Origin of the sequence: Pseudomonas sp. TH39(2020), assembly GCF_016650715.1 — a bacterium.
In the GTDB taxonomy this organism is placed as follows: Bacteria; Pseudomonadota; Gammaproteobacteria; order Pseudomonadales; family Pseudomonadaceae; genus Aquipseudomonas; species Aquipseudomonas mandelii_C.
Genome location: NZ_JAEKFF010000006.1, coordinates 2,655,944 through 2,679,308, shown reverse-complemented (window position 1 = coordinate 2,679,308; position 23,365 = coordinate 2,655,944). Strand labels below are relative to the sequence as shown.

At 59.4% G+C, this 23,365-nt stretch carries 18 protein-coding genes and 1 pseudogene; 8 read left to right on the top strand and 11 right to left on the bottom strand.

The genetic code is table 11. The features are described 5' to 3' along the window. Positions 1-82: 82 nt before the first annotated feature. The 9 genes from JFU47_RS19945 to bioB all read right to left on the bottom strand — a co-directional run bounded on the left by JFU47_RS19945 (position 83) and on the right by bioB (position 10,568). The gene (locus JFU47_RS19945) at positions 83-1,879 is read right to left on the bottom strand and encodes an acyl-CoA dehydrogenase C-terminal domain-containing protein (RefSeq protein WP_201185107.1); all 1,797 of its coding nucleotides are present in this window, start codon (positions 1,877-1,879) and stop codon (positions 83-85) included. A gap of 90 nt (positions 1,880-1,969) precedes the next feature. Continuing rightward, positions 1,970-3,259: a GGDEF domain-containing protein gene (locus tag JFU47_RS19940; RefSeq protein WP_201185105.1), complete on the bottom strand. Its 1,290-nt coding sequence runs from the start codon at positions 3,257-3,259 to the stop codon at positions 1,970-1,972. Between the two features lie 198 nt (positions 3,260-3,457). Continuing rightward, entirely contained in the window at positions 3,458-5,263 is a 1,806-nt protein-coding gene (locus JFU47_RS19935) for a phenylacyl-CoA dehydrogenase (RefSeq protein WP_140674692.1), read from the bottom strand. 277 nt (positions 5,264-5,540) lie between these two features. Beyond that, complete coding sequence (locus JFU47_RS19930) at positions 5,541-5,837, bottom strand: pyrroloquinoline quinone biosynthesis protein PqqE (protein WP_129440603.1); 297 nt, start codon at positions 5,835-5,837, stop codon at positions 5,541-5,543. Positions 5,838-5,957: 120 nt separating this feature from the next. Beyond that, complete coding sequence (gene bioD / locus JFU47_RS19925) at positions 5,958-6,638, bottom strand: dethiobiotin synthase (protein WP_140674695.1); 681 nt, start codon at positions 6,636-6,638, stop codon at positions 5,958-5,960. Next, positions 6,635-7,447 (bottom strand): malonyl-ACP O-methyltransferase BioC, encoded by an 813-nt coding sequence (bioC, locus tag JFU47_RS19920; RefSeq protein ID WP_140674698.1) that lies wholly within the window; start codon positions 7,445-7,447, stop codon positions 6,635-6,637. The genes bioD and bioC overlap by 4 nt, the downstream gene beginning before the upstream one ends. Then, complete coding sequence (locus JFU47_RS19915) at positions 7,440-8,171, bottom strand: alpha/beta fold hydrolase (protein ID WP_201185103.1); 732 nt, start codon at positions 8,169-8,171, stop codon at positions 7,440-7,442. The genes bioC and JFU47_RS19915 overlap by 8 nt, the downstream gene beginning before the upstream one ends. Continuing rightward, entirely contained in the window at positions 8,164-9,342 is a 1,179-nt protein-coding gene (bioF, locus tag JFU47_RS19910; protein ID WP_201185094.1) for an 8-amino-7-oxononanoate synthase, read from the bottom strand. Before bioF ends, JFU47_RS19915 begins: the two co-directional genes overlap by 8 nt. Before the next feature lie 170 nt (positions 9,343-9,512). After that, complete coding sequence (bioB, locus tag JFU47_RS19905; RefSeq protein ID WP_129440595.1) at positions 9,513-10,568, bottom strand: biotin synthase BioB; 1,056 nt, start codon at positions 10,566-10,568, stop codon at positions 9,513-9,515. A gap of 92 nt (positions 10,569-10,660) precedes the next feature. Here bioB and JFU47_RS19900 point away from each other — a divergent pair, with 92 nt between their 5' ends. The 5 genes and pseudogenes from JFU47_RS19900 (at position 10,661) to rarD (ending at position 16,450) form a co-directional block, all read left to right on the top strand. After that, entirely contained in the window at positions 10,661-11,401 is a 741-nt protein-coding gene (locus tag JFU47_RS19900; protein WP_201185092.1) for a ComF family protein, read from the top strand. 63 nt (positions 11,402-11,464) lie between these two features. Further along, positions 11,465-12,230, top strand: a pseudogene (locus tag JFU47_RS19895) (TOBE domain-containing protein). A 58-nt stretch (positions 12,231-12,288) separates the two neighbouring features. Continuing rightward, positions 12,289-14,190 (top strand): alkaline phosphatase PhoX, encoded by a 1,902-nt coding sequence (locus JFU47_RS19890; protein ID WP_201185090.1) that lies wholly within the window; start codon positions 12,289-12,291, stop codon positions 14,188-14,190. A gap of 191 nt (positions 14,191-14,381) precedes the next feature. Further along, positions 14,382-15,356, top strand: a complete 975-nt coding sequence (locus JFU47_RS19885) for a serine/threonine protein kinase (protein ID WP_201185087.1) — start codon at positions 14,382-14,384, stop codon at positions 15,354-15,356. A 206-nt stretch (positions 15,357-15,562) separates the two neighbouring features. After that, positions 15,563-16,450, top strand: coding sequence for an EamA family transporter RarD (rarD, locus tag JFU47_RS19880; protein WP_201185080.1), 888 nt, complete (start codon positions 15,563-15,565; stop codon positions 16,448-16,450). 215 nt (positions 16,451-16,665) lie between these two features. On the opposite strand, the gene JFU47_RS19875 is transcribed toward rarD, so the two are convergent. After that, entirely contained in the window at positions 16,666-17,184 is a 519-nt protein-coding gene (locus tag JFU47_RS19875; protein ID WP_007947710.1) for a glycine cleavage system protein R, read from the bottom strand. A 534-nt stretch (positions 17,185-17,718) separates the two neighbouring features. On the opposite strand from JFU47_RS19875, the gene JFU47_RS19870 reads away from it, so the two are divergent. After that, the gene (locus JFU47_RS19870; protein WP_201185078.1) at positions 17,719-19,896 is read left to right on the top strand and encodes a malate synthase G; all 2,178 of its coding nucleotides are present in this window, start codon (positions 17,719-17,721) and stop codon (positions 19,894-19,896) included. 69 nt (positions 19,897-19,965) lie between these two features. Here JFU47_RS19870 and JFU47_RS19865 read toward each other — a convergent pair whose 3' ends face one another. Continuing rightward, complete coding sequence (locus JFU47_RS19865; RefSeq protein ID WP_056741267.1) at positions 19,966-20,412, bottom strand: response regulator; 447 nt, start codon at positions 20,410-20,412, stop codon at positions 19,966-19,968. A 253-nt stretch (positions 20,413-20,665) separates the two neighbouring features. On the opposite strand from JFU47_RS19865, the gene JFU47_RS19860 reads away from it, so the two are divergent. After that, the gene (locus tag JFU47_RS19860) at positions 20,666-22,606 is read left to right on the top strand and encodes a putative nucleotidyltransferase substrate binding domain-containing protein (protein ID WP_201185074.1); all 1,941 of its coding nucleotides are present in this window, start codon (positions 20,666-20,668) and stop codon (positions 22,604-22,606) included. Further along, positions 22,603-23,310: a 3'-5' exonuclease gene (locus tag JFU47_RS19855; RefSeq protein WP_201185070.1), complete on the top strand. Its 708-nt coding sequence runs from the start codon at positions 22,603-22,605 to the stop codon at positions 23,308-23,310. The genes JFU47_RS19860 and JFU47_RS19855 overlap by 4 nt, the downstream gene beginning before the upstream one ends. Positions 23,311-23,365 lie beyond the last annotated feature (55 nt).

The window sequence follows — 23,365 nt, the reverse complement described above, 5'->3', positions numbered from 1 at the left end:
GTTTTGTAATTTTTAGTCACCGACTAATCAGTCACAAAAAAACCCGCAACATGGCGGGCTCCTTTGTCACTGGTTTTAAAGATTAAAGCGCAAACAACTCCGCCGGCAGCTTCATCAGGCAATCGCTACCCGCTTCGATGGCGGCGCGATGAGCGGCAGTGCGCGGCAGCAAACGCTTGAAGTAAAACTCGCTGGTCGCCAGTTTTGCCTGGCAGTAATCGGCATCGCCGATTTCCGAATCGAGCTGCGACTGAGCGACCAGCGCCATGCGCAGCCACAGATAGCCGAGGATGATGTAACCGCTGTACATCAGGTAATCCACCGAAGCTGCGCCGACTTCATCCGGGTTTTTCATCGCCGCCATGCCGACCTGGGTGGTCATCTCTCCCCACTGCTGATTCAGGTCGTTGAGCTGCGCCACATAGCTGGCGAGTTGTGGATGCCCGGCGTTTTCCGCACAGAACTTGTGGACGATTTTGGTGAACCCACGAAGCAATTTCCCCTGACTGCCGAGGACTTTTCTGCCAAGCAAGTCCAGCGCCTGAATGCCGTTGGTGCCTTCATAGATCGGTGCAATCCGGCAGTCACGAACCAGCTGCTCCATGCCCCACTCGCGGATGAAACCGTGACCACCGAACACCTGCATGCCGTGGTTGGTCACTTCCAGCCCGGTATCAGTCATGAAGGCTTTGCAGATCGGCGTGAGGAACGCCAGCAGGTCTTCGGCGTCCTGACGCGCCGTCTCATCCGGACTCAGATGCGCCACGTCCAGCAACTGCGCGGTGAAATAAGTCAGCGCCCGATTGCCTTCGTTGAAGGCCTTCATGGTCAGTAACATCCTGCGCACATCAGGATGAACAATGATCGGATCGGCGGCTTTTTCCGGCGCTTTCGGTCCGGTCAGTGCGCGCATCTGTAGACGGTCGTTGGCGTACTTGATCGCGCCCTGAAAGCTCGCCTCCCCCAGACACAAACCCTGCATGCCGGTGCCCAGTCGTGCATGGTTCATCATGGTGAACATGCAATTCAGTCCCTTGTTCGGCTCTCCGATCAAGAAGCCCTTGGCGTCGTCGAAGTTCAGCACGCAGGTAGCCGAGGCCTTGATGCCCATTTTGTGTTCGATGGAGCCGCAGGAAACGCCGTTGCGCTCTCCCGCCTCACCTTCGTCGTTGGGTAGGAATTTAGGAACGATAAACAGTGAAATGCCCTTGGTCCCGGCCGGAGCGTCCGGCAGTTTCGCCAGCACCAGGTGAATGATGTTGTCACTCATGTCGTGTTCGCCGGCGGAGATGAAGATCTTGCTGCCGGAAATCGCATAGCTGCCGTCGGCCGCAGGCACGGCGCGGGTTTTGATGATGCCCAGGTCAGTGCCGCAATGGGCTTCGGTCAGGCACATGGTGCCGGTCCATTGACCAGCGGTGAGTTTGCTCAGGTAAGTCTGTTTTTGTTCCTCAGTACCATGGGCGTGGATTGCCGACATCGCGCCATGAGTAAGGCCGGGGTACATACCCCAGGAGGTGTTGCTGGAGCCGACCATTTCGCTGATCACCAGCCCCAGCGAACTCGGCAAACCCTGGCCACCGTAAACCGGATCAGCCGCCAGACCGTGCCAGCCACCTTCAACGTATTGTGCGAAGGCCTGCTTGAAGCCTGTAGGCGTAGTCACCACGCCATTGTCGAAATGGCAGCCTTCTTCGTCGCCGCTACGGTTCAGCGGGGCGAGAACGTTCTCACAGAACTTTGCACCTTCTTCGAGGATCGCATTGACCATGTCCGGGCTGGCATCAGTGGCGCCCAGCGCGGCGTAATTGCTGTGAAAATCGAAGACGTGGTCGATCAAAAAGCGCATGTCGCGCAGGGGAGCTTTGTACTCAGGCATGGTCATTTCTCCGGCAGCAGATCCCCCAAACCTACTGCCGCGCACCCGGCCTCACAATCACAGTCCAGACGCTGAATGCGCCATCATCACTCAATCATTGGCGGCGTCCATGCGCACCGCGCCACGACGGTTCTGACCGAACGCCACGACACAGTTTCGACCGGCCCCCTTGGCGCTGTAGAGCGCCTCGTCAGCGGACTTGAGCACTTTCTCGGGGGTGCGCTGCTCCAGTCGTTCGGCCACGCCGATGCTGACGGTGACCGACACACTTGAGGCGCCCGAGCCCGCGCGACGCTGACGACCTTGCTGGTCATCCTGAGGACGGCTGTCCTGATTGCGCAGTTGAATGTTGTAGGTGGCGATGGACTCGCGGATGACTTCCAGGTGCGGCATGCACTCTTCGAGGGTCTTGCCTGCGAACACCAGGGCGAATTCCTCACCGCCGTAGCGATACGCCCTACCGCCTCCGCCGATTTTCGACAGTTTGCTGGCGACCAGTCGCAGTACCTGGTCGCCGACATCGTGACCGTGGGTGTCGTTGAATTTCTTGAAGTGATCGACGTCGCTCATCGCCAGCACGTAATTGCGGCCGAGCCGCTGCATGCGTTCGTTCAGCGCACGACGTCCCGGCAAACCGGTGAGTTCGTCGCGGAACGCCATCTGATATGCCTCGTGCGCCACGGCGGCCGCGATCATCAACATGACCTGGCTGCACATGATGTTCAGGGTAAACGGCAGGATGAAGGTTTTCGGCAACATCCAGAACAAGCCGAGCAAACCGACCAACTGCGCCGCATGCAGCGGTCGCGGGTTGCGCCAGTACTGCCAGGCGAGCAGCACGAAAGAGGCGATGAACACCGGATATGACAGCTGGATCAGGCTCATCCACGCGCCATGCAGTGCCGGCCAGCGAATTTCCGAGAGCCACATCAACAGCGCTTGTGGATAACTTTGTTCGAGACCCAGCGCGACGCTACCGAACGCCAGCAACACAGCGAACCGCGCCACCATGTCTTGAAACAAATGAGTGCGTTCCTGCCACGCGGCGAAGATGCCGAACAGCAGCGGCAACAGCAGGCAACACAAATGGAACACCACGGCTGCGTCTTCGCGGACCTTGCCGTTATCGCGGTAAAAGTCGGTCTGGGTGTCAAGCAGGAAGTAGGCGATGTACACCGTGACCATCAGAAACAGCTCACGCTGACGTCGGTAAACCGCGCAGTAAGCACCGCCGAGCAACAACACCAGGGTTGGCAGTACGTTGAACAGCGAGGTGAAAAAGACGTTCAGATCCTTCACGTACGCAGCCGCCAGCCCCGCGAGCAAAAGCAGTAATGACGGCAGGAAATGGCTGAAACGTACAGCGGAAGAACGCGGCAAGGGTAAAGCTCCGACCCGGCAAACAAAGATGGCATTGTGCCTTCTCTTCGAGCGACATGTCACATCGCCACCCTCTTTAACGGCAGCAAAGGCATTCTTCTTAGCGTTTTAGTCAGGAATATTTACGCGTCGATATCGCGCACAAAAAAGCCGCTGCTCCCGAGGAAGCAGCGGCTTTATGAATCGACAGCGTTGGGCTTAGTAACCCAGCGCGAAGTCTTCTTCTTTCATGTCCATCAGGTTGTTGGCGCCCGACAGCATGGTGACAACGTGAGTGCGGGTACGCGGCAGGATGCGCTGGAAGTAGAAGCGCGCAGTCTGCAGCTTGGCGGTGTAGAACGCCGTTTCGGTGGTGCCGGCAGCCAGTTTCTCGGCAGCCAGACGTGCCATGTCCGCCCAGAAGTAAGCCAGGCAGGCGTAACCGGAGTACATCAGGTAATCCACCGACGCCGCGCCGACTTCTTCGCGATCCTTCATGGCCGCCATACCGACCTTCATGGTCAGCTCGCCCCACTCTTTATTCAGCGCAGCCAATGGCTCGACGAACTCTTTGACCGCTTCGTTGCCTTCGTTGGTCTGGCAGAACTTGTGGACGATCTTGGTGAAGCTTTTCAGGGCTTCGCCTTGAGTCATCAGCACTTTACGGCCCAGCAGGTCGAGTGCCTGGATACCGGTGGTGCCTTCGTACAGCATCGAAATACGGCTGTCGCGAACGTTCTGCTCCATGCCCCACTCTGCGATGAAGCCGTGGCCGCCGTAGATTTGCACGCCGTGGTTGGCGGATTCGAAGCCGACTTCAGTCATGAAGGCTTTGGCGATCGGCGTCATGAACGCCAGCAGTGCGTCGGCCTTCTTCTTCTCTTCTTCGTCCACGCCGTACTTGACGATGTCGACTTGCTTGGCAGTGAAGTAAACCATCGCACGGTTACCTTCGGCGAAGGCTTTCATGGTCAACAGCATGCGACGTACGTCAGGGTGAACGATGATCGGGTCAGCGGCTTTTTCCGGCGCTTTCGGGCCAGTCAGGGAGCGCATTTGCAGACGATCACGAGCGTATTTCAGACCGCCCTGGAAGCCGATCTCGGCGTGAGCCAGACCTTGCAGCGCGGTGCCCAGACGTGCGGTGTTCATGAAGGTGAACATGCAGTTCAGGCCTTTGTTCGCCGGGCCAATCAGGTAACCGGTGGCCGCGTCGAAGTTCATCACGCAGGTGGCGTTACCGTGGATGCCCATCTTGTGTTCCAGGGAACCACAGGTCACAGCGTTGCGTGCGCCGACCGAACCGTCTTCGTTCGGCATGAACTTGGGCACGATGAACAGCGAAATGCCTTTGGTGCCAGCCGGAGCATCCGGCAGACGTGCCAGCACGATGTGGACGATGTTGTCGGCCATGTCGTGTTCACCGGCCGAGATGAAGATCTTGGTGCCAGAGACTTTGTAGGAACCGTCGGCCTGAGGTTCAGCCTTGGTGCGCAGCATGCCCAGGTCGGTGCCGCAATGCGGTTCGGTCAGGCACATGGTGCCGGTCCATTCGCCGGAAACCAGCTTGGTCAGGTAAGCCTCTTGCTGCTCAGGCGTGCCGTGCTCGGAAATGGTGTTCATCGCGCCATGGGACAGGCCTGGGTACATGCCCCACGACCAGTTGGCTTCGCCAACCATTTCGCTGACGGCCAGACCCAGAGACTCCGGCAGGCCTTGGCCGCCGTGCTCTACGTCATGAGCCAGGCTTGGCCAGCCGCCTTCGACGAATTGTTTGTAGGCTTCTTTGAAGCCCGTCGGGGTTTTAACGCCGGACTCGCTCCAGGTGCAGCCTTCGGTGTCACCCACGCGGTTCAGCGGAGCCAGCACCTGCTCACAAAACTTGGCGCCTTCTTCGAGAATGGCGTCAACCATGTCTGGAGTTGCGTCCGAGCAAGCCGGAAGGCTCTGATAGTGCGCTTCGTAGCCGAGCAGTTCGTCACGAACGAAGCGAATATCACGCAAGGGGGCCTTGTAGTCAGGCATAGCGATAAACCTCTGCTGATGTAACCGGGAATGAACGACCGCGTTGATTTGTTGTGACGGTCAAACAGTTGTTTGAAACATACGTTTACGCCTAAATCTTGTCAAGCGCCGATCTTTTGCCGTTCGTCATCACCTGAGGCAAATACCAGACCCACAGCCACGCAACACCGTCGCCTGAGCGATTCGCGGTGGAGGAAAGATTAGTTGAGAGAGAAGGACTCACGCAGAAAAACGCCGCGAATATTCGCGGCGTTGAGGGAACGGGTCCAGCGAGGGTTCAAGCGTAGGTATCAATCAGCGTACCGAGCACTTCATCGGATGCCTTGGCGACTTTGACGCCTAGTTCAACCTGAAATTTGCCTTGGGACATCTCGACCATATTGCTGGCCAGGTCCGACTGCTGACTGCGATCCACCGAACGCAGACGATCGACCTGAGCCTCGGAAGACTGGCTGGTCACCGAACGCTCGATCGTCGTGTTGGCGATCTGCCCAGAGGCTTGATCGACACGGTTCTGCCCTGTCTGAATAGTGCTCAGACCGGCATAAAAAGCGGTGTTTCCTGAGATTTCCATGGGAGAACTCGTCCTACAAAGGATCAACAGCGGCCATTGAACCAGACCCACTGACAAAAGGCCCGACAAAAACACTAATGGCACAGTGCCTCGTCATAGTTAAAACCCCTGCCAGAAAACTCAGTCCAGTAGATCCAGTTGCAGATGCTCCGCCACCGCTTCAGCCGTTACCAACTTGAGTTTCGGTACTCGCCCAAGGCACGGCGCCGGGATCCGCTCAGCGAGTGTCGCAAGGTTTTCTTCCAGGCGCGAAGTCTTCGGATCGATGATATTGGCCACCCACCCCGCCAACTGCAAACCGTCCTGAGCAATCGCCTCGGCCGTCAGCAGCGCATGGTTGATGCAACCCAGGCGCACGCCCACCACCAGGATCACCGGCAGATCCAGCGCCATCGCCAGGTCCGACAGATTGTCCTGATCCGCCAACGGCACTCGCCAACCTCCGGCACCTTCGATCAAGGTGAAGTCCGCTTGCATATCGAGAATTTCCCGCATGGGCGTCAACAGTGATTGCACCGTCAATGCCACGCCGGCCTCCCGCGCTGCCAGGTGCGGCGCGATCGGCGGTTCGAACGCCATAGGGTTGACCTGTGCATAAGTCAAAGGCACTGAGCACTCCGCCAGCAACGCCAACGCATCGGCATTGCGCAAGCCCTTGGGCGTGACATCGCATCCTGAGGCGACCGGTTTGCCCGCCGCCGTGCTCAAACCGGCCGACCGCGCGGCATACAGTAAACCTGCTGCAATGGTGGTCTTGCCGACATCGGTGTCAGTGCCGGTGATGAAATAGGCTGCGCTCATAAGGGTTTCTCCAAAACGGCGTAGACCACTTGATAAGTCGCCGGCAATCCTTCGGCCTGACGAAACCGCTCATAAGCCTCGATCAAACCGAGGATCCGCGCCCTGCCGGTCAAACCACCCGGTCGACCGGGGTTCAGGTTGTGGGCACCCAGCGCCTTCAGTTCATGGGTCAGGCTGCGCACATCCGGGTAATGCAACACGTGCGGTCGGGTTTCCAGACTCGCGACGCTCAACCCACTGTCCGCGCAAAGCTGTTGATAAACCCCGAACTCGCGGAAGCGGTTGACGTGCACCATGCCATCCACCTGTCGCCAGCTGTCACGCAGCTCGAACAGTGTGCCTACGCAAAGACTAGCAAACGCGAAAATCCCACCCGGTTTCAACACCCGATGCGCCTCACTGAGCACCGAAGCGAAGTCCGCGCACCACTGCACCGCCAGGCTGGAGAAGATCAGATCGCAGGTCGAATCCTGCAAGGGCAAGCGCTCGGCATCGCCAGCGATAAAATGCGTTGCACCACCCAATGGCCGGGCGTGATTGAGCATGCCTTCGGCGATGTCCAATGCCAGCCCGTGACTTGCAGGAAATCGCTCGCCCAATGCACGGCTGAAATGCCCGGTGCCGCAGCCCAGGTCCAGCCAGACACCCGGCACGAAGTCCTCTGGCAAACGACTCGACAATTCACTGCCAACGTCGCGCTGCAATTCGGCCACGCTGTCGTAGCTTGCCGCCGCACGGGAAAAAGATGCCGCTACCTGGCGTTTGTCGGGCAAACCGCCGGGCAGGCTGGGAAAGGATAAATCAGTCATCACCGGACTCATGCAAAAAGGCCTGAATCGCCCCCGCCACACCGTGGGGGTCTTCCAGAAGAAACGCGTGACTGGCCTGCTCGATCAGACCAATTTCAACATCCGGCAGCAATGTCAGCAGGTCGCCCGCCGCTTCGGCGGGAACCAGTCCGTCGAGACCAGCGAACAAATGGAGTTGCGGGCCGCGGAACGTCTGCAAAGCCTGGCGGGTATCCAGTTGAGCGAGCAACTCCAGGCCGCTCATCAGCACCTCTGCCGAAGTGTGTGGCGCGCCACCGAGCAACAGCCGAGACAACCCGCGCGGGTCTTCGGCACCCTGAGCGCAGAGCAGCGAGAAACGTTTCAACGTCATGCGAGGATCAGCCTTGCAGCCGGCCAGAAACGCATCGAAGGTTTCGGCAGGCATCGCACTCGGCCATTGCTCATGCGCGACAAAAGAAGGATTGCTCGCCAGGGTCAGCAAGCCGCAGCAGCGATCGCCGCGCCGGGCTGCCAACGCTGAAGCGAGCATGCCGCCCAGCGACCAGCCGCCGAGCCAGGTGTCCTGAGGCACCGTCGAATCCAGCTCATCGAGCCACTCCTCAAGATCGCTCGATTCCAGTTCCGGCAACGGTTCAATTTCGACCCGCAAGTGTTCATCCAGTCCTTGTAACGCCGCCGCCAAAGGCTCCAGGGGAGAAATTCCGAGGCCCCAGCCGGGCAGCAGAATCAGACGATCACGCATGGCTTGGCTCCGGTCCCAGTTGTTGAAAACAATCGGCCAGTCCATTTAACAATAGCTGTACCTGCGCCTCGCTGTGCGCTGCGGTCAGGGTCACCCGTAGTCGGGCGCTGCCAGCGGGCACGGTCGGAGGACGGATCGCAGTGACCATCAGACCGCGTTCACGCAGCATCTGCGACAGTCGAACCGCACGCCCGGCATCGCCGATCATGATCGGCTGGATCGGCGTGAAGCTGTCCATCAACTCCAGGCCTATCTGCTCGGCACCGTGGCGGAACTGGCGGATCAACGTTTTCAGATGCTCACGTCGCCAGTGCTCAGTGCGCAGCAACTCAAGGCTTTTCAGCGTCGCACAGGCCAGCGCCGGCGGCTGGCTGGTGGTGTAAATGTAGGGACGGGCGAACTGAATCAGGCTCTCGATCAGCTCTTCGCTGCCGGCAACAAAAGCACCCGCCGTACCGAAAGCCTTGCCGAGGGTGCCGACCAATACCGGCACATCCTCCTGGCTCAGACCGAAATGCTCGACGATCCCGCCGCCATTGGCACCCAGCGGACCAAAGCCGTGAGCGTCATCGACCATCAACCATGCACCTTTGGCTTTCGCCTCCCGAGCCAGCGCCGGCAGGTCGGCGATGTCGCCGTCCATGCTGAACACGCCGTCGGTGACCACCAGGGTATTGCCGGTCGCCTTCTCGAGACGCTTGGCCAGACTCGCCGCGTCGTTGTGCAGATAGCGATTGAAGCGCGCTCCGGACAACAGACCGGCATCCAGCAGGGACGCGTGATTCAGCCGGTCTTCCAGCACCGTATCGCCCTGCCCGACCAGCGCGGTGACCGCGCCGAGGTTGGCCATGTAACCGGTGGTGAACAACAGTGCGCGCGGGCGACCGGTGAATTCGGCCAAGGCCTCTTCAAGCGCGTGATGCGGACTGCTGTGGCCGATGACCAAATGCGACGCCCCGCCGCCGACGCCCCAACGGGCCGCACCAGCACGCCAGGCTTCGATCACTTGCGGGTGATTGGCCAGGCCCAGGTAGTCGTTGTTACAGAACGCCAGCAACGGCTGACCATCGACCACCACTTCCGGGCCTTGAGGGCTTTCGAGCAATGGGCGTTGGCGGTAGAGATTTTCGGCACGACGGGCAGCAAGGCGTGCGGCGAGATCGAAAGACATGCAGGCCTCGTGGATCAGAATTCAGAAGCGATGTCGCAGAACCTGTGGGAGCGAGCTTGCTCGCGATGGCGTTGGTCCAGTCGACATTCATGTTGAATGTCAGTCCGTCATCGCGAGCTAGCTCGCTCCCACAGTGTTTTGCATTTCAATCAGAGGTATCAGTGGCACGATCAAACAGCAGCGTTATAGAACTGCTCACTGCTCTTCTGCTCAACCAGTGCTTGTTCGATCGCGGCCTGATGCACTTCGTCAGCGTGCTCTTCGCGCGCTTCCGGCAGAATGCCCAAGCGCCCGAACAGTTGCATGTCCTTGTCGGCCTGCGGGTTGGCGGTGGTCAGCAGTTTGTCGCCGTAGAAAATCGAGTTGGCACCAGCGAAGAACGCCAGGGCCTGCATCTGCTCGTTCATCGCTTCGCGGCCGGCGGACAGGCGCACGTGGGATTGCGGCATCAGGATGCGCGCAACCGCGAGCATGCGGATGAAATCGAACGGGTCGATATCGTCGGCATTTTCCAGCGGCGTACCGGCGACTTTTACCAGCATGTTGATCGGCACCGACTCCGGATGCTCCGGCAGGTTGGCCAGCTGGATCAGCAGATTGGCGCGGTCATCGAGGGACTCGCCCATGCCGAGGATGCCGCCAGAGCAGATCTTCATCCCCGACTCACGCACGTAGGCCAGGGTTTGCAGGCGCTCGCTGTAAGTGCGGGTGGTGATGATGCTGCCGTAGAACTCAGGCGAGGTATCGAGGTTGTGGTTGTAGTAGTCGAGGCCCGCATCGGCCAGCGCAACGGTCTGGTCCTGATCGAGACGACCGAGGGTCATGCAGGTCTCCAGGCCCATGGCTTTCACGCCCTTGACCATTTCCAGCACATAAGGCATGTCTTTGGCCGACGGATGTTTCCACGCCGCGCCCATGCAGAAACGGGTCGAACCGATGGCCTTGGCGCGAGCGGCCTCTTCGAGGACCTTCTGCACTTCCATCAGCTTTTCTTTTTCCAGGCCGGTGTTGTAGTGACCGGACTGCGGACAATATTTGCAATCTTCCGGGCAGGCACCGGTTTTGATCGACAGCAGCGTCGACACCTGGACCCGATTGGCGTCGAAATGCGCGCGGTGCACCGTCTGCGCCTGGAACAACAGGTCGTTGAATGGCTGAACGAAGAGTGCTTTGACTTCGGCCAAAGACCAGTCATGACGCAGGGTTGCAGTGGTGCTGGCGCTCATGGGCGTTTCCTTTGTTTTATGCTTGGCAAGCGGCTGGGGAATGGAATACCCACAGACGCGACACGGATGTTCGGCATATTTAAGGAAGACTCATGCGCTGTCAACCACGATACGATGGACCGGTTTACATCTGGTTAAAAAACGAACAGCGCTGTTTGCTCTGTTCAGAACCCGCCGATGAATGCACACCCATCTGCATGGCCTGTGAAACGGAGTTGCCCTGGCTGGGCGATCAATGCCAAACCTGCGCTCTGCCGTTGCCCACCGCTGGCCTGACCTGCGGTCAATGCCTGAAACAACCGCCAGCCTTCGAACGTGTTGCCGCACCATGGGCTTACAGCTTTCCGGTGGACACGTTGATCACACGCTTCAAACATTCTGCGAAGTGGCCATTTGGCCGCCTGCTCGCCGAACTTCTCACTCAGTTCCTGCAACATCGCTTTGATGAAGACCTGAATCGACCCGATGCGCTCATCCCGGTTCCGCTGGCCTCCAAACGACTGCGTAAACGGGGTTTCAACCAGGCCGCGATGCTCGCCCGTTGGCTCAGCACCAGCCTCGACATTCCGTGCGATGAAACGCTGTTGCTGAGGATTCAGGACACCAGCGCCCAACAGGACCTGAATGCCGAGGCCCGCAAAAAGAACCTGCGCAACGCCTTCGCTCTGGCACCCGATGCTTTCATCAACGGTCGTCACCTGGCGCTAGTGGATGACGTACTCACCACCGGCGCCACGGCCCAAGCCCTGGCTCGCCTGCTGATGGACGCCGGCGCTGCGCGGGTGGACGTCTATTGCCTGGCCCGCACACCCAAACCCGGCGATGCGCCCTGACTTGACTCCCGAGCCCCAAGCCGCCAACGTCCTTCCCATCGCCACAGCCCAAAGCGTCTTGCCATGTCCTTGCCTACGTTGTTGTCGCAGCACATTGTCCGTCGTCCGCAGCGTATTGCGTTGCTGCAACACATCGCCGAACAGGGCTCGATCACCCGCGCCGCGAAAAGCGCGGGCCTGAAGCTACAAAGCGGCCTGGGACGCCATCGACGAACTGAACAACCTCGCGCAAAAACCGTTGGTGGAGCGCAGTGTCGGCGGCAAGGGCGGCGGTGGCGCCAAACTCTCCAGCGAAGGCCAGCGCGTATTGCGCCTGTATCAAAAGCTGCAAGCCTTGCAGGCTCAGGTGCTGGAAGCCGCCGAAGATGCCAGCGATCTCGACTTGCTCGGCCGACTGATGCTCAGAACCAGCGCGCGCAATCAACTGCATGGCAAGGTTGTGGCGATTGATACCCAAGGGCACAACGACCGGATTCGTCTTGAATTGGCCGAAGGCTTGAGCATCGATGCGCAGATCACTCACGACAGCACCCTGCGTCTGGACCTCGAAACCGGCACCGAAGTGGTCGCGCTGATCAAGGCCGGTTGGCTGGAGTTACTGGGCATCGATCAAGTGGCAACACCCGGCAATAACTGCCTGAAGGGCATCATCGAAGAAATTCTCGACGCCGAGGACGGCCCCAGCGAAGTGCGCATCGGCCTGCCCAACGGCCAGACACTCTGTGCTCTGGCCGAACCGCTGCACTTGAAAACCCTCGGTCTGGCCGACGATAAACCGGTGCTGGTGCAGTTCGCGCCATCCAACGTTTTACTCGGTACACCGCTTTGAAACACAAGTGTCATTAACGCTCATTAAGGTGACTGCAAAAACCCGCAGGGAGCCTGATGTGAGCCTATTAGAAGACAACCAATCCACCGACCTCGAGAAAATGGTCGGCCTCAGCCGTCGAGGCTTCATCAGCGCCGGCGCCCTTTGCGGTGCAGCAATGTTCCTGGGCGGCAACCTGCTGAGCCGCAGCGTGCTGGCCGCCAGCGTCAGCGCCGGCTCCAGCAAACTGTTGGGTTTTGACAGTATTCCCGCCGCCACCAGCGACGCCATCACCCTGCCGCCAGGTTACAAATCTTCGGTATTGATCAGTTGGGGCCAGCCCCTGCAGAAGAACGGTCCGGCATTCGACCCGAGCGGCAACGGCACGGCCGAACATCAGGAAGTCCAGTTCGGCGACAACAACGACGGCATGAGCCTGTTTGAATTTCCCGGTGACAACAACCGGGCGCTGATGGCGATCAACAACGAATACACCAACTATCGCTACCTCTACGCCCACGGCGGCATGCCGCAATCGGCTGCTGACGTGCGCAAGGCACTGGCCTGTGAAGGCGTGTCGGTGATCGAAGTGCAGCACAAGAACGGCCAGTGGCATTTCGTCCAGGGCTCGCGCTACAACCGGCGCATTCACGGCAACGCGCCGATCAGCCTGAGCGGTCCGGCCGCCGGCCACACGCTGCTGAAAACCAGCGCTGATCCGCACGGCAAGAACGTCCTTGGCACCTTCCAGAACTGCGCCAACGGCAAGACGCCGTGGGGCACGTATCTGACCTGCGAAGAAAACTTCACTGACTGCTTCGGCAGCAGCAATGCCGAACAAAAGTTCGACGCCGCACAGAAACGCTACGGCGCGGTGGCGGCCAGTAAAGAGATCAACTGGCACCCACACGACGAGCGTTTCGACCTGGCGAAAAACCCCAACGAACTCAACCGTCACGGTTGGGTCGTGGAAATCGACCCGTTCGACCCGCAATCGACGCCAGTCAAACGCACTGCACTGGGCCGCTTCAAACATGAAAACGCCGCCCTGGCCGAAACCAGTGACGGTCACGCGGTGGTGTACATGGGCGACGATGAGCGCGGCGAGTTCATCTACAAATTTGTCAGCCGCGACAAGATCAACCACAAAAACCCCAAGGCCAATCGCGATCTGCTGGACCACGGCACCTTGTACGTGGCGCGCTTCGATGCGGGCGACGGCAATGCCGATCACCCAAAAGGCCAGGGCGAATGGATCGAACTGACCCACGGCAAAAACGGCATCGACGCCAGCAGCGGTTTCGCCGATCAGGCCGAAGTGTTGATTCACGCCCGCCTCGCAGCCAGCGTGGTGAAAGCTACGCGCATGGACCGCCCGGAATGGATCGTCGTCAGCCCCAAGGATGGCCAGGTCTATTGCACGCTGACCAACAACGCCAAGCGTGGCGAGGACGGGCAACCGGTGGGCGGGCCGAACCCGCGCGAGAAGAACGTCTACGGGCAGATTTTGCGCTGGCGCACTGACCGTGACGATCACGGCTCGAAAAGCTTTGCCTGGGATCTGTTTGTGGTCGCGGGCAACCCGGGCGTCCACGCCGGCACGCCGAAGGGCGGTTCGTCGAACATCACACCGCAAAACATGTTCAACAGCCCGGACGGCTTGGGTTTCGACAAGGCCGGAAGGTTGTGGATTCTCACCGATGGCGATTCGAGCAATGCCGGTGATTTCGCGGACATGGGCAACAATCAGATGCTGTGTGCCGACCCGATAACCGGGGAGATCCGCCGCTTCATGGTCGGGCCGGTGGGCTGCGAAGTGACAGGAATCAGCTTCTCGCCAGACCAGAAGACCTTGTTTGTCGGGATTCAGCATCCGGGGGAAAACGGCGGGTCGACGTTCCCTGAGCATTTGCCGAATGGCAAGCCGCGGTCTTCGGTGATGGCGATTTCACGGGAAGATGGCGGGATCGTCGGCGCCTGATCGGGCCTCTTCGCGAGCAGGCTCGCTCCCACATTGGATCTGTGGCACACCGCAAATCTCCTGTGGGAGCGAGCCTGCTCGCGAAAGCGTCAGCCCAAACACCACTCATCTCAAGGCCAGGCCCTAAAGACCCCCCGTCTGCGCTACCATGCTTGGCCGGACGCGGCAGCCTGCTGCGCGCAGGAGTCAGCATGGCCCACCCGTTTGCAACCCTCACCCCAGACCTCGTGCTCGATGCCGTCGAAAGCATCGGCTTTCTCAGCGACGCGCGCATTCTGGCGCTCAACAGCTACGAGAACCGTGTCTATCAGGTCGGTATCGAAGACTCCGAGCCGCTGATCGCCAAGTTCTACCGTCCGCAGCGCTGGACCAACGAAGCGATTCTCGAAGAACACCAATTCACCTTCGAACTCGCCGAGTGCGACGTGCCGGTGGTCGCGCCGATGATTCACAACGGTGCCAGCCTGCACGAACACAACGGTTTCCGCTTCACCCTGTTCCCCCGCCGTGGTGGCCGTGCGCCGGAGCCCGGCAATCTCGATCAGTTATATCGCCTGGGGCAACTGCTCGGTCGCCTGCACGCCGTCGGCGCTACAAAATCGTTCGAACACCGCGAAGCGCTGGGCGTGAAAAACTTCGGTCATGACTCGCTGACGACATTGCTCGAAGGCAATTTCGTACCCAAAAGTCTGCTGCCAGCCTACGAGTCCGTGGCTCGTGACCTGCTCAAGCGAGTGGAAGAGGTCTACAACGTTACGCCGCACAAGAACATTCGCATGCACGGCGACTGCCACCCCGGCAACATGATGTGCCGCGACGAGATGTTCCACATCGTCGACCTGGATGACTGCCGCATGGGCCCGGCGGTGCAGGACATCTGGATGATGCTGGCGGGTGATCGTCAGGAATGTCTCGGTCAGTTGTCGGAATTGATGGACGGCTACAGTGAGTTCCACGACTTCGATCCGCGGGAACTGGCTCTGATCGAACCGCTGCGCGCCTTGCGCCTGATGCACTACAGCGCCTGGCTCGCCCGCCGCTGGGACGACCCGGCGTTCCCGCACAGTTTTCCGTGGTTTGGCAGTGAACGGTATTGGGGCGACCAAGTGTTGGCTTTGCGTGAGCAACTGGCTGCACTGAACGAAGAACCGCTGAAGCTCTTCTGACCAACACAGATCCAAATGTGGGAGCGAGCCTGCTCGCGAAAGCGGTGTGTCAGACGACATTGATATCGACTGACCTGTCCTCTTCGCGAGCAGGCTCGCTCCCACAGGTATTGTGTTCACAATTGCCCAACCTAATCAGGTAGGACATCCGTAGACAATTCTCCTTACAATCCCCTCTTTGTTAGCTGCCTAAGCAAGGATTCTGCATGCAAGCTGCCAACCCGCGTCGCGGGTACATCCTGGGCCTGAGTGCCTACATCATCTGGGGACTTTTCCCGCTCTACTTCAAAGCCATCGCCAGCGTGCCCGCCGTGGAGATCATCATCCACCGAGTGCTCTGGTCCGCGCTGTTCGGCACCTTGTTGCTGATGGTCTGGAAACATCCGGGCTGGTGGCGCGAGTTGCGTGATAACCCGAAACGCCTGGCAATCCTGGCCCTGAGCGGCACGCTGATCGCCGCCAACTGGCTGACCTACGTCTGGTCGGTGAACAACGGGCGCATGCTCGAAGCCAGTCTCGGTTATTACATCAACCCGCTGGTGAACGTGCTGTTGGGCATGCTGATACTTGGCGAACGACTGCGGCGCATGCAATGGCTGGCGGTTGGCCTGGCGGCAGTCGGCGTCGCGCAACAGGTCTGGCAAGTCGGCAGTCTGCCGTGGGTGTCGTTGGTGCTGGCGTTGACCTTCGGTTTCTACGGATTGATCCGCAAGCAAGCGCCGGTCAAGGCGCTGCCAGGGCTGGTGGTGGAAACCTGGATGCTGGTGCCGATTGCGGTCGCCTGGTTGCTGTTCAATCAGACCGCCACTAGTGCGCAGCCCGAGTTCTGGACCACATCCCAAGCCTGGTGGCTGGTGGCCGCCGGTCCGGTGACGCTGGTGCCGCTGGTGTGTTTCAACGCGGCTGCACGGCATTTGCCCTACACCACGCTGGGCTTTCTCCAGTACCTGGCGCCGACATTGGTGCTGCTGCAAGCCGTTCTGTTGTTTGGCGAACATTTGTCGTCGAGCACACTCATCGCGTTCATCTTTATCTGGGCGGGCCTGGCGGTTTACAGCATCGACGCGTGGATAAGTCTGCGCCGCCGCAGCTGATCAAAAAACGCACAAAACTCTGCAAGCCACGAATCTCGTGGCCTGCATCGATCCTTCCCAAGGTTATCCACAACGTGATCCCCGGCGTTTGTGCGCAAGTCCCTGAAACTGCTGGTTTTTTGATCAGTTCCTGAAGAGTCCCGGCCGACGTGGCCTAGAGGACGGTCTCTACAGGTTATCCACAGGCAGGTGCACGTATAACTTGGATAACCTGTTCAGGGTTCACTGCGCAGCACCAATTCGACCATCAAATCATCCGCCAGGGTTTCCAGGCGCGATTGCAGCACGTCCAGGGATAGCGTCAAGGGCACTGCGAGAATCGCTTCAGCGTGGAATAAAGGCTCGCTGCTCATCGGCGCCGGACGTACTTCGGTCACCAGACGCTCCAGGTTCACCCCCTGTTCACTCAGCAGACGCGTGATGTCGCGTACGATCCCCGGGCGGTCATTGCCCACCAATTCCATGGCGATCGGTTTCCAGGTGCAGGATTGCTCGATGCCGCTTTCGGCAATCAGCACGCGAATGCCATGGGCGGACAACGCCTGTAAGGCATCTACCAATTCGTCGTAAGCCTCGGCCGGCACGCCCACCCGAAGAATCCCGGCGAACTGCCCGGCCATGCGTGACATGCGGCTCTCCAGCCAGTTGCCGCCGTGCTCGGCGATGCATTGGGCAATGCGCTCGACCTGCCCTGGCTTGTCCGGAGCGAATACAGTGAGTACGAGGTGGTCCATGGCGCAGCCCTCTTTTGTTATAGAAAAAGAAGTATAGGCAAAGGTGGTTGCTGCGCTGAATCGGCTGACGCCTTCGCGAGCAGGCTCGCTCCCACAGGATCCGCGCAGGCCTTTGTGGGAGCGAGCCTGCTCGCGAATGGAGCACCGCCGGTCTAGTAGGAAAAACAAATCGTGTACAAGTTTTTATATTTAACTGGAACAATCCAATAGTTTTTTGAGAACATCCCGCTCCCCGACGTGACTGCAATGCGTCATGGCGTCGCAGAACGACGTAATTAGTCTAATTTTCACAAGCGCAATTCATCATGTAGTATGCCGCAGCGCGCACTACATAACGCTGGATCGATGTCTGCCGCAGGTGCAGCCACAACCCTGAAAGCCCCGTCAGCAAGGCCTCAACGCCGTTGATTGGTCATAACCCAGCCGCCCGCAATGGCATGTACTGGTCGAAAGGTTTGTGGTTTAAATGCCAGAGGCTTGATTGTTAAATTGAAGAGCTGAAAAGCGAAATAGCTGAGCAGAGTGAGGCAAGCAATGACTGAACACGTTCAAGTCGGTGGCCTGCAGGTCGCCAAAGTCCTGTTCGACTTCGTGAACAACGAAGCCATTCCCGGTACCGGCCTCACCGCCGATAAGTTCTGGGCCGGTGCCGACAAGGTCATTCATGACCTGGCGCCGAAGAACAAAGCCCTACTCGCCAAACGCGATGATTTCCAGGCTCGTATCGATGGCTGGCACCAATCCCGTGCCGGTCAGGCGCACGACGCCGTGGCCTATAAAGCCTTCTTGCAAGACATCGGTTATCTGCTGCCAGAAGCGGCTGATTTCCAGGCAACGACGCAAAACGTCGATGACGAAATCGCCCGCATGGCCGGTCCACAGCTTGTGGTTCCGGTGATGAACGCCCGTTTCGCGCTCAATGCCTCGAACGCCCGTTGGGGTTCGCTGTATGACGCGCTCTACGGCACCGATGCCATCAGCGAAGCTGGCGGCGCGGAAAAAGGCAAAGGCTACAACAAGGTTCGCGGCGACAAGGTCATCGCCTTCGCCCGCGCCTTCCTCGACGAAGCCGCGCCATTGGCTGCCGGCACTCACGTCGATTCCACCGGCTACAAGATCGTTGACGGCAAACTGGTGGTCGCCCTTAAAGGCGGCAGCAATACCGGCTTGCGCAACGATGCACAGCTGATCGGTTTCCACGGCGATGCAGCCGCACCGACCGCGATCCTGCTGAAAAACAACGGCCTGCACTTCGAAATACAGGTCGACGCCAGCACCCCGGTCGGCCAGACCGACGCTGCCGGCCTCAAAGACATCCTGATGGAAGCCGCGCTGACCACCATCATGGACTGCGAAGATTCCGTCGCTGCAGTCGATGCCGATGACAAAGTGGTGATCTACCGCAACTGGCTCGGCCTGATGAAGGGCGATCTGTCGGAAGAAGTCTCCAAGGGCGGTCAGACTTTTACCCGCACCATGAACGCCGACCGCACCTACACCGCCCTCGATGGCAGCGAATTGAGCCTGCACGGTCGCTCGCTGTTGTTCGTGCGCAACGTCGGTCACCTGATGACCATCGACGCGATCCTCGATAAAGAGAGCAACGAAGTGCCGGAAGGCATCCTCGACGGTCTGGTCACCAGCCTCGCGGCCATCCACAGCCTCAACGGCAACAACTCGCGCAAGAACAGCCGTACCGGCTCGGTCTACATCGTGAAACCGAAGATGCACGGCCCGGAAGAAGCAGCGTTCACCAACGAGCTGTTCGGTCGCATCGAAGAAGTACTCGGTCTGCCGCGCAACACGCTGAAAGTCGGGATCATGGACGAGGAACGCCGTACCACGGTCAACCTCAAGGCCTGCATCAAGGCTGCCAGCGAGCGTGTAGTGTTCATCAACACCGGTTTCCTCGACCGTACCGGCGATGAAATTCACACCTCCATGGAAGCCGGCCCGATGGTGCGCAAGGCGGACATGAAGGCTGAGAAGTGGATCGGCGCCTACGAGAACTGGAACGTCGATATCGGTTTGAGCACCGGCCTGCAAGGTCGCGCGCAGATCGGTAAAGGCATGTGGGCCATGCCGGACCTGATGGCAGCGATGCTCGAACAGAAAATCGCTCACCCGATGGCCGGTGCCAACACTGCATGGGTTCCATCGCCGACCGCTGCTGCGCTGCATGCGCTGCACTACCACAAGGTCGATGTGTTCGCCCGTCAGGCCGAGTTGGCCAAACGTGCGCGCGCTTCGGTGGATGACATCCTGACCATCCCGCTGGCCGTCAATCCAGACTGGACTGCAGAGCAGATCAAGAACGAACTGGACAACAACGCCCAGGGCATTCTCGGTTATGTGGTGCGCTGGATCGACCAGGGCGTGGGCTGTTCGAAAGTGCCGGACATCAACGACGTCGGCCTGATGGAAGACCGTGCGACGCTGCGGATTTCCAGCCAACACATCGCCAACTGGCTGCGTCACGGCATCGTCACTGAAGATCAGGTCATGGAAAGCCTCAAGCGCATGGCGCCAGTGGTTGACCGTCAGAACGCCAATGACCCGCTGTATCGTCCGCTGGCACCTGACTTCGACAGCAACATCGCCTTCCAGGCGGCGGTCGAACTGGTGGTCGAAGGCACGAAGCAGCCGAACGGCTACACCGAGCCGGTCCTGCACCGTCGCCGCCGCGAGTTCAAGGCTGCCAATGGCCTGTAACTAAACGCTGACGCCGGACAAAAAAAGCCCTGATCGAGAGATCAGGGCTTTTTTGTTTCAACTCGGTACCTACGCATCCATTCCCAACTCATGCTTGACCAGCTCCAACAGCTTGCCGGTATCGACAGGCTTGAGCAGGAAGTCGACCACGCTCAAGTGCATCGCAGCGATCGCATCTTTCACGTCGGCGTCACCGGAAACGATGATGAACGGCATTGCCGCCCGAACCGATTCACGGACCTGGCGGATCAGGTCCAGACCATCGACATTTCCCATCCGCAGATCGGTAATCACCAGGCCAATCGATGGCATCGTCTCCAACATCTTGAGTGCCGTTTCGCCACTGGCGGCAGTCATGCAACGCACCCCGTCCAACGCCAGAATCTCCGACAGCAACTCGCGCGCGTCTTTATCGTCGTCGACGATCAGCACCCGTTGCGGCGGCAGGTCAGGTTCCAGCATGACGTCACTCAGCGCCTTGCGCTCGGCGTCACTCAAAATATCGTGGTCGGACATAGCTTTCTCTACGTTTTCAATCCAATTGCTATCACTTCCGTGTGACATCACCCAGCAGACCTTCAGGGTGCACTTCGTCGGAAAGTTTTCCTATAGCCAATGTAGGAGGTTTTTCCCACAGTTGCGTCAGACATTTCCCAAATACCGACAGCTTCACTGCCTACCTAGACTTACGTCCAATGGGCACCCTGCGCGCGGGGGCCGACCATGGCTGAGTCATCCGACAACAACAATTCAAAAAAAGACTGCGGTAATGGTTATGAGCAAAGAGGACGCCTTCACACAGGCCGGGAAAACCGCGGTGTTGCAAAACATCCAGGGCACATTGCAATTCCTTCAGCGTTTCCCGCCCTTCAATCAAATGGAACACGCCCACCTGGCGTACCTGGTCGAACAGTGTCAGCTGCGTTTTTATGCGCCCGGCGAAAGCATCCTCAAGCCCGCCGACGGTCCGGTTGAGCATTTCTACATCGTCAAGCAAGGCCGGGTCGTGGGTGAACGTCCCCACACGGCCAAGGGTGGGACCGAAACCACCTTCGAAATCACTACCGGCGAATGTTTCCCCCTCGCCGCCCTGCTGGGTGAGCGCGCGACTCGTACCGAACATTTGGCCTCCGAAGACACCTTTTGCCTACAGCTGAACAAGCTGGCGTTCATCAAACTGTTCGCGATTTCCAACGCGTTTCGCGACTTTGCCCTACGCGGCGTGAGCAGCCTGCTGGATCAGGTCAACCAGCAAGTCCAGCAAAAAGCCGTGGAAACTCTCGGCACCCAGTACTCGCTCAATACCCGTCTGGGCGAATTGGCCATGCGCCATCCGGTCACCTGCAGCCCGACCACGCCACTGCGTGAAGCCGTGACCCTGATGCATGAGCAGCAGGTCGGCAGCATTGTGGTGGTCGACGAACATAAAGCGCCGTTGGGGATTTTCACCCTGCGCGACCTGCGCCATGTGGTGGCCGACGGCACTAACGATTTCAACGAAGCTATCGAACGCCACATGACCCGGGCGCCGTTTTACCTGTCGCCGGACCACAGCGCCTTCGATGCGGCAATTGCCATGACCGAGCGGCACATCGCCCACGTCTGCCTGGTGAAGGATCATCGCCTGTGCGGCGTGGTCTCGGAACGTGATCTGTTTTCCCTGCAACGGGTCGATCTGGTGCATCTGGCGCGGACTATCCGCAGCGCCCAGAAGGTGGAAAATCTGGTCGCGATGCGCGGCGAGATCGGCCAACTGGTAGAGCGCATGCTGGCCCACGGCGCCTCTTCAACCCAGATCACGCACATCATCACCCTGCTCAACGACCACACCGTGTGCCGGGTGATCGAACTCACCCTCGCCGAGAAAGGCGACCCCGGAATTCCGTTCAGCTGGCTGTGCTTTGGTAGCGAAGGCCGTCGCGAACAGACGCTGCACACTGATCAGGACAACGGCATTCTGTTCGAAGCCCGGGACGCGGCCCACGCCGCCGAGATTCGCGGCAAATTGCTGCCCATTGCCCAGCAGATCAACCAAAGCCTGGCGCTCTGCGGTTTCACCCTGTGCAAGGGCAACATCATGGCCGGCAACCCGGAGCTGTGTCTGTCCCGGGCCGAGTGGTCACGACGTTTTGCCGCGTTTATCCGCGAGGCCACGCCGGAGAACCTGTTGGGTTCGAGCATTTATTTCGACTTGCGGGTGGTGTGGGGCGACGAGCAAGGCTGCGAGCAGCTGCGTCAGGGCATTCTCGATCAGGTGAATGACAACCGACTGTTCCAACGGATGATGGCCGAGAACGCCCTGCGCAACCGTCCGCCCGTAGGACGTTTCCGTGAGTTCGTACTGGCTCGCAAGAATGGCGAGAAAGCCACCCTGGACTTGAAGGTCCAGGGGCTGACGCCGTTTGTCGACGGTGCCCGACTGCTCGCGTTGGCCCATGGGGTCGAGGCGAACAACACGTTGGAGCGCTTTCGCCAACTGGTGGACAAAGGAGTCATCGAACGCCTGGACGGTGCGGCGTACGAAGAGGCCTATCACTTCATCCAGCAAGCCCGCATGCAGCAACATCAGCTACAGACTCGGGAGAACTTGCCCTACTCCAACCGGGTCGATCCAGACAGCCTCAATCATCTGGATCGACGGATCCTTCGTGAATCCCTGCGCCAGGCACAACGCCTGCAAAGCAGCCTGGCCCTGCGGTATCAGCTATGAGCCTGTTTTCATGGCTGCGCCCGGCAGGTCCGAGCCTTCCCGGTGAACTTCAACAACGTCTGCAACGCTTGCCTTCGGCGGCAGAGCTGGGCGAGTGCAGCCTGCGCGAACAGCGCTGGGTGGTGCTCGACCTGGAAACCACCGGATTGAACCTGAACAGGGATCGGGTGTTGTCCATCGGCGCGGTGGTGATCGAGGACGGGGCCATCGACTTCAGTCAGCAGTTCGAACGCACGTTGCAATGCGCCGACATGAAGTTGGCTCCCAGCGTGTTAATCCATGGCCTGGGACCGAGTGCAATTGCCGCGGGCAGCGACCCTGCTCAGGCCTTGGTCGAATTCATGGAGTTCGTCGGCGACAGCCCGGTGCTGGCGTTTCACGCGCCATTCGATCAGCACATGCTCGGGCGCGCCTTGAAAGATCATCTGGGCTACAAATTGCAGCATCCGTTTCTGGATGTGGCTGATATCGCACCGCTACTTTGCCCCCAGGCGCACATTCGCGATGCCGGGCTGGATCAGTGGATCGACTGGTTCAAACTGGAAGTGTTCGAGCGCCACAATGCCAGTGCCGATGCGCTGGCCACCGCTGAGCTGGCGTTGATTCTGTTCAGCCGGGCGCGGCTGCTGCAGATTCATAGCCCGTTGAATCTGCAGCAGCGGTTGAGTCAGTGGAAGCGCAGACAGCGAGCGCCCTCTTTCTGACAGCCACCGCAATCCTTTGTAGCAGCTGCCGAACGCAGCCTTCGGCAGCTGCTAC